The organism is Arcicella rosea (assembly GCF_040543805.1).
Classification (GTDB): Bacteria; Bacteroidota; Bacteroidia; order Cytophagales; family Spirosomataceae; genus Arcicella; species Arcicella rosea.
This window is the reverse complement of the sequence record NZ_JBEUMS010000012.1, coordinates 74,161-88,666: the sequence shown is the minus strand read 5'-3', so window position 1 is coordinate 88,666 and position 14,506 is coordinate 74,161. Positions and strand designations below refer to the sequence as shown.

Annotated in this window: 13 protein-coding genes; 8 read left to right on the top strand and 5 right to left on the bottom strand. The window is 34.9% G+C overall.

The genetic code is table 11. From position 1 onward, the window contains the following. The first annotated feature begins 25 nt into the window (after nucleotides 1–25). The gene (locus ABID42_RS15800; protein WP_367284483.1) at nucleotides 26–769 is read left to right on the top strand and encodes a GLPGLI family protein; all 744 of its coding nucleotides are present in this window, start codon (nucleotides 26–28) and stop codon (nucleotides 767–769) included. Between the two features lie 70 nt (nucleotides 770–839). On the opposite strand, the gene rho is transcribed toward ABID42_RS15800, so the two are convergent. Then, on the bottom strand, nucleotides 840–2,546 hold the full coding sequence (gene rho, locus ABID42_RS15795; RefSeq protein ID WP_367284482.1) for a transcription termination factor Rho: 1,707 nt from the start codon (nucleotides 2,544–2,546) through the stop codon (nucleotides 840–842). 464 nt (nucleotides 2,547–3,010) lie between these two features. Between rho and ABID42_RS15790 the strand changes: the two genes are divergently transcribed. From ABID42_RS15790 to ABID42_RS15780, 3 genes are all read left to right on the top strand, one after another. Beyond that, complete coding sequence (locus ABID42_RS15790) at nucleotides 3,011–3,259, top strand: hypothetical protein (RefSeq protein ID WP_367284481.1); 249 nt, start codon at nucleotides 3,011–3,013, stop codon at nucleotides 3,257–3,259. Nucleotides 3,260–3,358: 99 nt separating this feature from the next. Further along, entirely contained in the window at nucleotides 3,359–4,420 is a 1,062-nt protein-coding gene (locus tag ABID42_RS15785; protein ID WP_323325819.1) for an NAD-dependent epimerase/dehydratase family protein, read from the top strand. A gap of 97 nt (nucleotides 4,421–4,517) precedes the next feature. Beyond that, nucleotides 4,518–5,264 (top strand): glycosyltransferase family 2 protein, encoded by a 747-nt coding sequence (locus tag ABID42_RS15780; RefSeq protein ID WP_367284480.1) that lies wholly within the window; start codon nucleotides 4,518–4,520, stop codon nucleotides 5,262–5,264. Here the strand turns inward: ABID42_RS15780 and ABID42_RS15775 are convergent. Next, entirely contained in the window at nucleotides 5,253–5,696 is a 444-nt protein-coding gene (locus ABID42_RS15775) for a small multi-drug export protein (protein WP_367284479.1), read from the bottom strand. The two genes, ABID42_RS15780 and ABID42_RS15775, sit on opposite strands and share 12 nt — an antisense overlap. 150 nt (nucleotides 5,697–5,846) lie before the next feature. Here ABID42_RS15775 and ABID42_RS15770 point away from each other — a divergent pair, with 150 nt between their 5' ends. Further along, on the top strand, nucleotides 5,847–7,592 hold the full coding sequence (locus ABID42_RS15770; RefSeq protein ID WP_367284478.1) for a capsule assembly Wzi family protein: 1,746 nt from the start codon (nucleotides 5,847–5,849) through the stop codon (nucleotides 7,590–7,592). Here ABID42_RS15770 and ABID42_RS15765 read toward each other — a convergent pair. The 3 genes from ABID42_RS15765 to ABID42_RS15755 all read right to left on the bottom strand — a co-directional run bounded on the left by ABID42_RS15765 (nucleotide 7,584) and on the right by ABID42_RS15755 (nucleotide 11,096). Further along, nucleotides 7,584–9,122: a glycoside hydrolase family 10-like protein gene (locus ABID42_RS15765; RefSeq protein WP_367284477.1), complete on the bottom strand. Its 1,539-nt coding sequence runs from the start codon at nucleotides 9,120–9,122 to the stop codon at nucleotides 7,584–7,586. The genes ABID42_RS15770 and ABID42_RS15765 overlap by 9 nt on opposite strands. Nucleotides 9,123–9,320: 198 nt before the next feature. After that, complete coding sequence (locus tag ABID42_RS15760) at nucleotides 9,321–10,016, bottom strand: response regulator (RefSeq protein WP_367284476.1); 696 nt, start codon at nucleotides 10,014–10,016, stop codon at nucleotides 9,321–9,323. Nucleotides 10,017–10,244: 228 nt separating this feature from the next. Next, a complete protein-coding gene (locus ABID42_RS15755; protein ID WP_367284475.1) occupies nucleotides 10,245–11,096 on the bottom strand; it encodes a hypothetical protein in 852 nt (283 codons plus the stop codon). A 210-nt stretch (nucleotides 11,097–11,306) separates the two neighbouring features. On the opposite strand from ABID42_RS15755, the gene ABID42_RS15750 reads away from it, so the two are divergent. The 3 genes from ABID42_RS15750 (at nucleotide 11,307) to ABID42_RS15740 (ending at nucleotide 14,498) form a co-directional block, all read left to right on the top strand. After that, nucleotides 11,307–12,104 (top strand): serine O-acetyltransferase, encoded by a 798-nt coding sequence (locus ABID42_RS15750; protein WP_407654137.1) that lies wholly within the window; start codon nucleotides 11,307–11,309, stop codon nucleotides 12,102–12,104. 9 nt (nucleotides 12,105–12,113) lie between these two features. After that, nucleotides 12,114–12,998 carry a cysteine synthase CysM gene (cysM, locus tag ABID42_RS15745; RefSeq protein WP_367284474.1) on the top strand — a complete coding sequence of 295 codons (885 nt, stop codon included), beginning with the start codon at nucleotides 12,114–12,116 and terminating at the stop codon, nucleotides 12,996–12,998. A gap of 258 nt (nucleotides 12,999–13,256) precedes the next feature. Beyond that, a complete protein-coding gene (locus tag ABID42_RS15740; RefSeq protein ID WP_367284473.1) occupies nucleotides 13,257–14,498 on the top strand; it encodes an RsmB/NOP family class I SAM-dependent RNA methyltransferase in 1,242 nt (413 codons plus the stop codon). The last annotated feature ends 8 nt before the right edge of the window (nucleotides 14,499–14,506 follow it).

Here is a 14,506-nt window from a genome sequence, read left to right as displayed (position 1 = left end):
TTTTAACAATTAGAAATCTTAGCACATGAAAAAAATATTGATAATCGCATTCGTTTTATTCTCTATACAAATGTTTGCACAAACCAATGAGGGAACTGTTTACTTTACTAGAACAACTTATTGGACAAAAATGAACAACCAACTAAGTTATTTGAGCAAGCAGGAAAAAGAAAAAATGACTTATATGTTTGCTGGTAAAGACGATTGGAAAGAATATATGTTACTTCATTACAATGATAATGAGAGTAAATATGTTGCGTCAGAAGAAAGGTCGGAAGAATCGGAAGGCTATGCTTGGAGAAAGGAAGAATTTAGTGTTGCCAGAAATTTTTCTAAGAACACAATGCTAGATGTTTTTGAAATACTTGGGAAAACTTATATCATCGAAGATTCTTTACAAACTCCAAATTGGAAAATTTTGAATGATATTAAAGAAGTAGCAGGACATATTTGTATGAAAGCCATGATTGAAGATACGCTAAAAAAGCAGAAAATAATTGCTTGGTTTGCACAAGATATTCCTTCAAACGCTGGTCCAGAAAGACTTTGGGGGTTACCGGGTTTAATCCTAGAATTAGACATAAACGATGGTACAGTATTGATTCAAGCATCAAAAATAGAGTCTAAAAAACTTACTCAAGAATTGGCACCGCCCAAAAAACTGAAAGGTAAAAAAATGAATGAATCAGCCTATCAAGAAATGTTAAAGAAAATTATTCAGGAAAAAATCAAAGAAGAACGAAACCCATTTTGGTTTATTCGATATTAATAATAAAAAAGGAGTTGCTTTCGGCAACTCCTTTTTTATTATCATTGTCAAGATTCAATCTTTCCAATAACTATCTATTCATCGAAACTAAAAACTCTTCGTTCGTTCTTGTTCCTTTCATTTGCTGTTGTAAAAACTCCATTGCTTCCACAGAATTCATATCACTCATGTGTTTTCTTAGAATCCATACTCTTTGAAGCGTTTCTTTATCCATCAATAAATCTTCACGACGAGTACCTGATGCTGTAACATCAATTGCTGGGTACATTCTACGGTTCGACAACTTACGGTCAAGTTGTAATTCCATATTACCAGTACCTTTAAATTCTTCGAAAATTACTTCATCCATTTTAGAACCCGTATCAATCAAAGCTGTTGCGATGATTGTTAATGAACCTCCGTTTTCTACATTACGAGCTGCACCAAAAAAACGTTTTGGCTTGTGAAGTGCATTGGCATCAACCCCACCCGACAAGATTTTTCCTGAAGAAGGAACGACAGTATTATACGCACGAGCTAAACGAGTAATAGAATCTAATAAAATTACAACATCGTGTCCGCATTCAACCATACGTTTTGCTTTTTCTAAAACGATACTTGCAACTTTTACATGGCGTTCTGCTTGTTCATCAAAAGTAGAAGAAATTACTTCTGCTCTTACACTACGTTGCATATCCGTAACCTCTTCTGGACGTTCGTCAATCAACAAAATCAATAAGTAAACTTCAGGATGATTTTTTGAAATGGCATTCGCAATTTCTTTCAACAATACCGTTTTACCAGTCTTGGGTTGCGCCACAATCATACCACGTTGACCTTTTCCGATTGGGGCAAATAAGTCAAGAATACGAGTAGAATATTGATCTGGACGAGAAGAAAGTTTTAGTTTTTCTTCTGGGAAAAGAGGCGTTAAATATTCAAAAGGGATTCTATCTCTAATCTCTTCAGTCGTTTTTCCGTTCACTGATTCTACTCTTAAAAGAGCAAAATACTTCTCTCCTTCTTTCGGTGGACGAATCGAACCACGAACAGTATCACCAGTTTTTAAACCAAATAATTTGATTTGTGAAGGTGAAACATAAATATCATCAGGCGAAGCCAAATAATTATAATCTGCTGAGCGAAGGAAGCCATAGCCTCCATCTTGCATAATTTCAAGTACGCCTTCGTTCTCAATAATGCCATCAAACTCACGAATAGCTTGATTATAAATCGGTTTTTTGAACGCATTATTGTTATTTTGACGAGTAACATCACTACGTACTTCTTGCTCTTGTGGCAAACCAGCAGCAGGTTCATCTGGTGTAATAAACGAAGTATCTATTACAAATTCCTCTTCAACTTCTATCGGAAAATCTACAATTGGCTCTTCATCAAACTCATAAGTAATATCCGAAACAACCTCTGGTTTGGCTTTTACTTCTTTAACAACCTTAGGTTTCGGTAGCTCTGATGGGCTTTGTTTAATTGTTGTATTTTTAGCTACAACCACTGCATTGTCGGCATCTTCTTTAGAAATGCGTTGTCTTTTTGGACGAGGGGCATCTGAAGCTACTCCAGACTCTTTCCTCACTTTCCTTTCTGTTTTGTTATCGTCTTGCATAGCATCTTTGGTGGAAGGTTTGCGGTTTTTTGGGGGCATTACCGCCTGTTTATCAAGAATTTTGTAGATGAGTTCTTTTTTAGGAAGGTCATTAACATTGGAAATGGCATATTCTTTGGCAAGCTCATGAAGCTCCGAAATAAGCATCATGTCTAATTCTTCAATTTTGTACATAAGGGTAAATTGATAGACTATCTACAATTAAAGTCTTTCTAAATTGTGGTTAAATATTAATAAAAACATCTTAAAAAAGATTGTCAACTTTAAAGTTAAATTTGGGAAAAATTTGGAATGATGTGGATAAATGATGTTAAGTATTTAATAATCAAAATCTTAACGGAAGAAACACACAGGATTGTGAATTGTACTGCAATGATAATTCCATTATTTCAAATAATCAAACATTTTCTTCATTTTTTTACAACTATTTACATAATCAACTAACCATCAGTACACTTATATATTAATCCTTTTTCCAACACTTAAGTTAACGTTCTCACAAATTGATTGATTACTCGGCTTAGACCAAAATTATGCTTCGTTGAATTATATTAAAAAAGGCTAAACTTTCTGATAAAATTTTTTAATTGAGATTCCCCTGTTATTTTTGTGCTATCAAACCAGAATATTACGGAAAAATGAATCGCAAAAACATTTTAGCTATCGCCAGTATCGCTTTGTTAGCCATCGCTTGTGACTATCAAAAAAATAACAATATTAAACAAGCTGACCTTCGTGAAGGAGATCAATATGTGTATGGTGTACATCCAGATTCTGCTGCTGCACAAACAAAAAACAAATACACAGCAAAACCTGAAAACGAAGTAAGAGCCAACAAAATTCGTGAAAAACTATTCAATGATAGTACAAACGTTCAAGGTAACTAATACTTTTTGTTGAACATTATTTCTACCTACATATTATTTCACAAAGCGTTGCAAATCACATTGTGACGCTTTTCGTATTTATTAACTTTGAACCCATAAATGAACATAGCTCTTGTAACAGGCTCCGCTGGATTGATTGGTAGCGAAGCAGTCTCTTTCTTTTCAGATAAATTTGATTTAGTAATCGGTATTGACAATAATATGCGTCAGTACTTTTTTGGGAACGAGGCATCTACTGCTTGGAATCGTAATCGTTTAGAAGAACAGTTTCCTAATTATAAACATTATCAAGCTGATATTCGTGAGGTTTCTCAATTAGAAGTAATCTTCAAAGAATACGGAACAGATATTAAATGTGTGCTTCATACTGCTGCACAACCTTCACACGATTGGGCCGCAAAAGAACCTTTTACTGACTTTTCTGTAAATGCCAACGGTACTTTGAATATGCTTGAGATGACTCGTTTGCATGCTCCAGATGCCGTATTCATCTTTACTTCTACCAATAAAGTATATGGTGATAATCCAAATTATTTACCATTAATAGAAACAGAAACCCGTTTTGAAATCGACGCTAGTCACCCATATTTTGAAAATGGTATCGACGAAAACCATAGTATCGACCATACTAAACACTCATTGTTCGGTGCATCAAAAGTAGCCGCAGACGTTTTAGTACAAGAATATGGTCGTTATTTCGGGATGAAAACGGGTATTTTCCGTGGTGGATGTTTAACAGGTCCAAATCACTCAGGAACTGCTCTACATGGATTTTTATCGTACTTGATGAAATGTGCCATTACTGGAAATCATTATACAATTTTTGGATACAAAGGCAAACAAGTTCGTGATAATATTCACTCTTACGATTTAGTGAATATGTTCTGGAATTTCTACTTAAATCCACGTGCGGGCGAAGTATATAATGCTGGTGGCGGGCGTTTTGCCAATTGTTCAATGCTTGAAGCCATTGCAATCTGTGAAGAAATGACAGGTAAAAAAATGAGTTACAGCTATTCTGAAACGAATAGAATTGGTGACCACATTTGGTACGTGTCTGACCTTTCTAAATTTAAAGCACATTATCCAAATTGGAACTGGACTTTTGGTTTAAATGAAACTTTACAGCAAATTCACGATGGAATTGCTTCTCGTTTGTAGGAAGTAAATATCCTCTTGATTTTATGTTTAAAATATTTAATTCCCCAAAATGAATCCGATTGGTTGCCAACGGATTCATTTTTCATATCAATATATTATGAAACTAAGTGTCGTAATTCCTGCATATAACGAAGAAGAATCTATTCCAGAAACTTTAAAGTCATTATACAATACGCTTCAAAAATATGGGATTGAGCATGAAATCTGTGTTACTAACGATAATTCAAAAGATAACACAGAAGCCGTTCTGCAAGCATTACAAAAGGAAATTCCTACTTTAGTTTATTTCACCAACAAAGGTCCAAACGGTTTTGGTTATGCCGTTAGATACGGGTTGGAGCGCTATACTGGCGACTGCGTAGCAGTAATGATGGCTGATATGTCTGACGACCCAGAGGATTTAGTAAAGTATTACAACACAATGCTTGAAAAAGATGTCGACGCTGTTTTCGGTAGCCGTTTTATGAAAGGCGGAAAAGTAATTGACTACCCACAAGTAAAACTTTATATCAACCGCATTGCTAACCTTATTATTCGTTTTTTATTAGGCATCAAGTACAACGACACTACAAATGCCTTCAAATTATACAAAAGAGAAACCATCGAAGGCATCAAACCTTTTATGTCTCCACATTTCAATTTAACAGTAGAATTACCCCTAAAAGCATACGTTAGAGGTTATTCTTTTGCTGTTGTTCCGAATAGTTGGACAAACCGTAAATACGGAGAATCTAAATTGAAAATAAAAGAAATGGGTAGCCGATATTTCTTTATTTTACTGTATTGTATGATTGAAAAATTCTTTTCTCGTGGTGATTATATGAAAAAACCATCAAGAAAATAAGTCTTTCAACCAAGTAATTTGGTACAGTAAATAACAAAAAAATACTCCCCAAGAAACAGCAAAAATTAGCATTGAAAAGAATATTTTAAAGAATGGTACTTTAAAAGATAATGCTAAAAGTGTTCCTCCGACGGGTGTAAAAAAGAGCGGAGTAAAGCAAGCGATTCCCCAAATACCAAGTTTTTTCCAGATTTTTACAGCAAACCTAGTTCTTTTTGAAAATAGTTTTGGCTTCGTTTTACGATACTTCGCAATTAAACGTTGAATGGTACTTCCTAAAAGAGCAATCAAAGTTACGGTAGTCATCATACCAATGATACAACATATTGCTGTTTCCCACCAAGTCAATCCCAATACAATTCCAGCGATAGGTCCATTAAAAAATTTAATGGCTGTTGCAAGCATTACGGTAAAATATTTCCCAAATGTCATAATTAATACGTTAGTCTTTGTAAGTCAATTGGTTAAGTTTTATAATTGATTATATCTAAGAATGAAATTATTTAATTTTCAATCAATAATTTTAAACTAACTTGCGAAGGTATTAATTGTACAATGAAATGCCCAAACCTTGGTAAAATTATGTATCAAAAATTAAGATTTTTTACTTTTATAGTTTGTTCTATCATAAGTATTTACACTCAAGCACAAAGTGTTTTTATTCCTTTAAACCAAGATTATTATCATTTAATTGACCGTTACGAAATAAAACGTGGTAAATTTTCTGAAGGTTTTCATACAAGCGTAAAACCCTATACTCGAAAAGGTGTAGTTCAACTAGTCGATAGTATTTGGGCAAGCAATTCAATAATTTTATCGGATAAAGATAGATTCAACTTAGCATACTTGGAAAATGATAGTTGGGAATGGAAGAATAACGATACTACAGGCAATAGCAAAAAACCTTTCTGGAAAATATTCTATCAAAAAAAAGCTGACGCTTATTCAAATGCTGATGATATTCTCGACCTCCACGTTAGCCCTGTACTTAATTTAGAATTTGGTGCAGCTACGGGCGGTGTTCAAAAAAGTACAAGTATCAATACTCGTGGAATAGAAATTCGAGGAATGATTAATAAAAAAGTAGGTTTTTATACTTTCATTTCCGAAAATCAAGCTTATATTCCCGACTACGTCAAAACGTTTGTAGATGCCTATAACCAAAATGAGCTCCGACAAACTAACCTTCGATTGCCCGGTATGCCCGGCGAAGGACTAACCAAAGAATTCAAGCAAAATGCTTATGCTACAGATTTCTTCACTGCAAGAGCTTACATTACTTTTCAGGCTACCAAAAATATACAATTACAATTTGGGCATGATAAAAATTTTATTGGAAATGGCTTTCGTTCGATGATTTTGTCGGATAATGCCGCTCCTAATTTATTCCTCAAAATCAATACGCATATTGGGAAATTTCAATACCAAAACCTCTTCACTCAGCTAGTTTATACAGGTTTAAAACCAAACGACCAGATTTTCCCGAAGAAGTACATGGCGATGCACCATTTGAGCCTTAATCTTTCTAAAAATTTCAATATTGGCATTTCTGAAAGTATTGTTTTTCAAAGAGATAGCACTAATGGCGATGGCTTTGATTTGAATTACTTGAATCCAGTTATTTTTTATCGTTCTATAGAAAGCTTTCAGGGAAGCGGCGACAATGCTTTGATTGGTTTCGATTTCAAATGGAATTTTGCCAAACGTTTTTCTCTTTATGGACAGTTAATGTTAGATGAATTTATTGCAAAAGAGATTTTCAAACCTACAGGTTATTGGGCGAATAAAAATGGTTTACAAGCTGGTTTGAAGTACATTGATGTTTTTGGAATCAGTAATTTAGATTTCCAAACTGAAGTCAATGCTGCTCGTCCATATACTTACAGCCATGATAGCGGCGCTAATTATACGCAATATAACCAAGCTTTGGCACACCCACTCGGAGCTAATTTTGTAGAATGGTCTAATATCATTCGTTGGCAAGCTTTAAAGAAACTCAATATCACTGCAAATATTATTTTTGCAAAATTTGGAGAAGATAGAAATCCAACTGAAAACTGGGGACAAAATATTCAAAAAGACTATGATACCAGAAGTAGGAAAGTACTCTATAATGATGATTATGGTAATGAAATTGGTCAAGGAAGAAGTGCTAGAACGATGATTTATGATGTTAGGGCTTCTTATCAACTAAAACATAATTTCTTCCTTGATTTACGATTCTTGAGTCGTGATTATAAAAGTGGAAACAGTGAATTAAATTATACCAATACTATCAAATCGTTCGGAATTCGTTGGAATATTCCATACAGACAAATGCTATTTTGACGATTCATATCCATACTCAGTTGTGAACATGGCATAATCTTCCGATTCATTATGAAGTCTATCAAAAGAGGTTACACAATAAATGTAGCCTCTAAATTTTTCAGCAGCACTATCTTCAAAAGTATTCATTTTGCCGATATAAATAAGTTTTTCTGCTTTTGTTAAATCTGGCTTTTCCCCCTTTTCAAAACGATAAACGGCATAATAATTATTAAGGTCGTCGTCAACTGCTTTTTCTCCTGGTTGCCAAGTCAATACAGGAATGCCCTTATCATTCTTTAACACTAATAATTTTTGCGGAGCTAATGGTGGGATACTATCTTTCCAAGGCATCGCTGGAATTAATGCTGGAAAACGATAATAATTTCTCCTTAAAGTATCTTGAAAGCCTCCGTAATTTTCGGTCAAACTTCTTGAACTAAAGAATATACTTCCTTGGCTTGAAATATATTCACGATTGAATCGGATTTGCTTTGGCGCTTCTGTTAATGACCAACCTGCTTTGATTTTATAAATTCCTTGACCGATGTATAAATGCTTGCCAAAAGTATTGTCTTTCCACCAAAGGGCTAATTCGTTATAAGGAATTTTGCTATGTGCATGTTCAAAGTAAATTTGTGGGGCAATATAATCTATCCAGCCCTGTTGAAGCCATTTACGAGTATCGGCGTATAAATTATCATAAGATGTTAGCCCTGCCTGCGTACAAGAACCATCAGGGTTTTTAAGGCTAAAATTTCGCCAAACACCAAATGGACTTATCCCAAACTTTACTCTTGGTTTTATTTTTTTGATGGCATCACTAATTTGATAAATCAAGGAATCGGTATTACTTCTTCGCCATTCATTAATATTTTTTATTCCTCCATTGTATTTTTTAAAGGTTTCTTCATCTTTCAAAACCTCTCCTGTTACTTCGTAAGGATAAAAATAATCGTCAAAATGAATGCCATCTACATCATAATTTTTCACAATCTGAACTACAACGTCAGTGATGTATTTTCTTACTTCTGGAATGCCGAAATTCAATAATTTTTGTCCATCATAAACCAACATCCATTCTGGTTTTGTAACGCTGATATGGTCAGGAGCAAGTGTTCTTGATTTCTTAAAAGTAGCACGATTGAGGTTTAGCCAAGCATGAAATTCTAAATTTCGATTGTGGGCTTCTTCAATCATAAAGTTAAGCGGGTCATAAAACGGAGTAGGAAATTTCCCTTGTTGACCTGTCAAAAACTCAGACCAAGGTTCTGTACTTTTAGCATAATAAGCATCGCAGGCATCTCGTACTTGTACAAAAACAGCATTCAGATTTGACTTTTTGTGTTCGTTCAAGATTCTGATAAAATCTTGCTTTTGAAGTTCAGAGTTATACTGACCACGTTTGGGCCAATCGATGTTTTCAACGGTGGCAATCCACGCTGCTCTGAATTCATATTTCTGAGGTTTACTTAGCGCTGAGTTCTGAGCGTTACAGCCAGAACAAGAAAGACAAAAAAAGAAAAATATTTGTATAAATCGATTGGTCATTATCTAAAAGAGGCTCGTTTGGTAAGCAGACTACCAAATAAAATCTCATATTAAGGCTAAATGTATTTGTACAAAAATAAGGAATTATGCCTGAAATTGACAATCTGCAAAATATTCGGAGGAAGGGAATAAAAAAACAGAAGACAATCACTTGTTTATCAAGCAAATATCTTCTGTTTTTTCACAAAAATCTATGTATTAATCTTCTAAAGTAAACATATAACCAACACCTTTAAGCGTTTTGATATAATGTTCTGGGATTTTTTCTCTAAGCTTTCTGATATGAACATCTACCGTTCTTTCAACAACGTAAACATCTGTACCCCATACTTTTTCTAATAATTCATCTCTATTAAATACTTTATTAGGGTGTTTTGCTAAAAACGAAAGTAATTCAAATTCTTTCTTAGGCATCACTAATGGGTTTCCGTCGTTCAATACACTGTAATTAGTACGATTAATCACCAATTGCCCAATTTCAATTTTCTCATCGCTTTCAATTTGCTGTGCTTCACGCCTAAACATTGCTTTGATTCTACTTACCAAAGCTCTTGGTTTAATCGGCTTCACGATATAATCATCTGCACCAACATCAAAAGCGGCTACTTCTGTATATTCTTCAGCACGAGCCGTAAGAAACAAAATATAAACTTCTTTGAATTCTGGAATAAGACGAAGCTGTCTTGCTGTTTCGATACCATCCTGACGAGGCATCATTACGTCCAATAAAATCAAATCGGGTTTGAAAGATTTGGCTACTTCTACAGCTTGAACGCCATCTAAAGCAGATTGAATTTCGAAACCTTCTTTTTGAAGATTATACTCTAACAGTTCAATGATGTCTGGATCGTCATCAACCAGTAAAATTTTGGGAATAGGTAATGCGTTTGCCATATTTTAGTTTGCAACGAATCGTAATTTTATTAAGATTATCCTAATTCAATACTTGTGTTGCTCAATTGTTAATGCAAAATTAATAAGCCCAATATTACGGAATTGTTAAATCTAAATCAGGGAATCTTTATAGAATTTATGAAAGTAAGCTACACATCAACTTTGTACAAATTAAAATTGGTTATTTGTACAAAATGAAGATGAATATTTTGCTTCACAACTAATTCATCATTTTTTTTCAATTTGTACTTTAGCCAATTTGCCTTGTTCATTTGAAATTAACAGGGTATTGTTCGTTAAAAAAGTTATGGCTTCTGATTGTTGAAAAGCAAAAGTATAACATTTCTTAGGATGCTTAAAGTCTATTTGCTGCTTTTTAATCCCGAAAAATACTACTTTCCCATAGGTTAATAATGCAAAGGTTTTCTCATCTGGACTAATCGCCGCTCCCGTTACCATCGCATTAATCAATACTTCTCCTTTTGGTAAAAGTGCATAATTTCCAGCTTTATTGGGTACAGCATACATTTTCACCAAATTGTTTCCTCTGTTTTTAGAGAACAAGTATAAACTATCTCCATGTGCAAAAAATGCTTCGCAATCAAAATTCTTATCTTCTTTTGCTGGCGGAAAACGTTCTTGGTCGGCATAATGAAATGAGATTGTTTCAACTTTTGATGGTTCAGACTCTTTCACTTTATAAATCGTCAGATTCCTTCTTTTATTGTCATTATTCCCGATGTCTCCAATATACAGATTTCCATTTTTATCACGACTAATTTCCTCCCAATCTTGATTTTTCAAATTGGTAAAATTGATAGTTGACAGAAGTTTTCCATGAATATCTACTTCATAAATTTCAGGTTTACCTCCACTATCGTTGTGCGTCCAGAAAGTAGTGTCTTTTGCGCTTTTTATCAAACCAGAACATTCGTTTACTTCTGAAGCCAAATCTCCGATTTTTGTTACTTTATAGAAGTGTCGTCCTTTCGAGAAATCACTTTGGCTACTTTCTTTATGACAACTACAGAATAATAATTGAAGATTGAATAACCATAAAACAATTTTGGATTGGAACATAATTTAAGAATTTAGATTGGGCTCTAATTAACGATTTTTTTACCAAAACAGAATCAATTCAGTACATTTATCGTTATCATTGCGTGAAATTTAATTAACCACAGGTTAATCGTCTCAATTATAAAGCAAAACAATAAGGTTTTATTTTATGCTTTGCCAAATATCTTATCAGTTTTCTAATAACATATTTGATAAACAATGTCTCAAATGTTGCCCAATAGTTTTTTAGAGGCTCTTTGCCAAAAACATTCCAAACCCAATACTTTTCCTGCCACTTCGACGGTTAAAGAATTGTTCACCGACATTTCGCTGGCATTGTTTCCTGAACAAACACAGCGCCATTTTGGCTGTGTAGATGAACTACAAGAAGCGTTTGACCAAATCCAGTTAAGACTTACCAGATTACTCCGTTCCATGCAACAGCATCTTGATGAAGATGCCCGTACTTTGGCAGCAGCTTATATTCAGAAACTTCCAGAAATTTATAGAGTATTATTAACTGATATTCAGGCAATCATGATGGGCGACCCAGCGGCTCAAAGTGAATACGAAGTAATTAGGGCCTATCCTGGCTTTTATGCCATCATCTTTTATCGTCTTGCACATGCTTTATTAGAAATGAATGTGCCAATTGTGCCAAGAATTTTAACGGAATATGCACATTCTAAAACAGGAATTGATATTCACCCTGGTGCAACAATTGACGAGTATTTCATGATTGACCACGGTACGGGCGTCGTAATTGGCGAAACCACGAACATTGGTAAACATGTAAAATTGTATCAAGGCGTTACTTTAGGAGCTTTGTCTGTTAGCAAAGAAATGGCTTCGCTGAAACGCCATCCAACAATTGAAGACCACGTTGTGATTTATGCAGGAGCAACCATTTTGGGCGGAGAAACAGTTGTTGGCGCAAATTCTATCATCGGAGGAAATGTTTGGCTCACTCGCAGCATTCCTTCTTTCACAAAAATATATCACCAAGAGCAGGTAAAAATATTGCAGTAATATAATTGAATGGCAACACTCTTAGACTTAGTTGGCAATACGCCAATTGTTGAATTAAACAGAATCAACCCAAATCCAAACGTAAAAATTTACGGAAAATTAGAAGGACACAACCCAGGCGGTTCGGTAAAAGACCGTGCGGCTTATGGTATGATTCGTGGAGCAGTAGAACGTGGAGAAATAAAACCAGGAACAAAATTGATCGAAGCAACTTCTGGTAATACAGGTATTGCTTTGGCAATGATTGCTCGTCTGTACGGACTCGATATTGAATTAGTAATGCCTGAAAACTCTACTCGTGAACGTGTACTAACAATGGAAGCTTTCGGAGCTACGGTTACGCTTACTCCTGCCAGCGTTGGTATTGAAGGTTCAAGAGATTATGCTGAAGCTAAAGTAAAAGAAGGTGGTTTTTTCATGTTAGACCAATTCTCGAATCCTGATAATTACATGGCTCATTATCACTCCACTGGACCAGAAATCTGGAGAGATACCGACCATAAAGTAACACATTTTGTTAGCTCGATGGGAACTACAGGAACAATAATGGGTACTTCTAAATTTTTGAAAGAAGTAAATCCTGATATTCAAATTGTAGGTTGCCAACCGACTGAAGGTGCTAAAATTCCGGGTATTCGCCGTTGGGAACAAGAATATTTACCGAAAATTTTTGATGCTTCAAGAGTAGATAGAATTATGGATATTTCTGAAAAGGAAGCTCGTGAAATGGCTAATACTTTAGCAAAAGTAGAAGGAGTTTTTGGAGGAATGAGTAGCGGTGGAGCGGCTTCGGCAGCTGTTCGTTTGGCTCAGGAATTAGAATCGGGTGTTATCGTTTGTATCATTTGCGACCGTGGCGATCGTTACCTTTCAAGTGATTTATTCGGAAGCTGATATAAAATAAAGTCCATAAAAAAAGCCTTGCTTCTCAGCAGGGCTTTTTTGTTTTATTTGCGATATGATAGTAAAACGCCCAACGATATACTTTTGTTTCATCAATGAAAAATTATCGAATTATTTTTCAAAATAAAATTGAATATTTTCAGAAAGGTGAATTCAGAGAGCCAATTCTACAAAAAAGAGTAAGTCTCAACAAATTTTCGGAACTTTGTAAGTATTAATACAATTGAAATTTGATAATCCAATATTAGAATGCGTCTTCATCGTCCATTAGTGATAGCAACCGTAAAGGCTCTGCAAGAAATATTTTTCGTAAAAAATCCTCGTCAAGCTGACAGAGTAATTGAGCAAACGTTAAAATCAAACAAACAATGGGGCAGCCGTGACCGTGCCTTCATTGCCGAAACTACTTATGAAATTGTTCGTTACTGGCGTTTGATACTTTTCTCGAACAACCTTTATGAAGATAAACTGAAAGCTCCTTACTTCTGGCAAATTGTTGGTTCTTGGTTATTAATCAAAAAACGCTTGTATCCCAATGCTGATAATGTTGATTTTTTACCTAAATGGGAAGAATTCTCACATATTCAAGCAGCAAAAATTTTAGACCGTTTTGAGGAAGGAATGTTAATTCGTAAAGTACGTGAATCTGTTCCCGATTGGCTCGACCAGTTATGTGCTTCAGAATTGGGCGAAGAAAAATGGTCGGAAGAGATTATGGCAATGAACGAACAAGCACCAGTCGTTTTAAGAGCTAATACTTTAAAAACCAATCAAGATAAATTACAAGATTTGTTGGATGCCATCGACATCGAAACCATCGTTCCCGAAGGTTTACCAGATGCTTTAATACTAAGACAACGTCAGAGTATTTTCAGAACCGATTATTTCAGACAAGGTTTTTTTGAAGTACAAGATGCAGGTTCACAATTAATTGCTCCATTTTTGGATGTTCAACCAGGTATGAGAGTAATTGACGCTTGTGCAGGTGCAGGTGGAAAATCATTGCATTTGGCGGCTTTGATGGAAAACAAAGGCAAAATTGTATCAATGGATATTGAAGAATACAAGTTGGTAGAATTGATGAAAAGAGCCAAAAGAAATGGCGTTGATAACATCGAAGTAAAGCTCATCGACCCAAAAGTATTGAAAAAATACGAAGCCAGTGCCGATAGATTATTATTGGATGTACCCTGTTCGGGTTTAGGCGTAATTCGTAGAAATCCAGATTCAAAGTGGAAATTAACACCTGAGTTTATTGATAACTTAAAAGTTACTCAATGGAATATTCTTACCGAATATTCTGCCATGCTGAAACAAGGTGGAAAAATGGTTTTTGCTACTTGTAGCCTTTTGCCTTCTGAAAGCGAAAATCACATCAAACGCTTCATGGCTGAGTTTGGTGACCAATGGGAGTTTTTAGGTGAAAGACGTACTTCTACAGCAAAAGAAGGTTATGATGGCTTTTATATGGCTTGTTTACAGAAGAAATAATCGTTAAT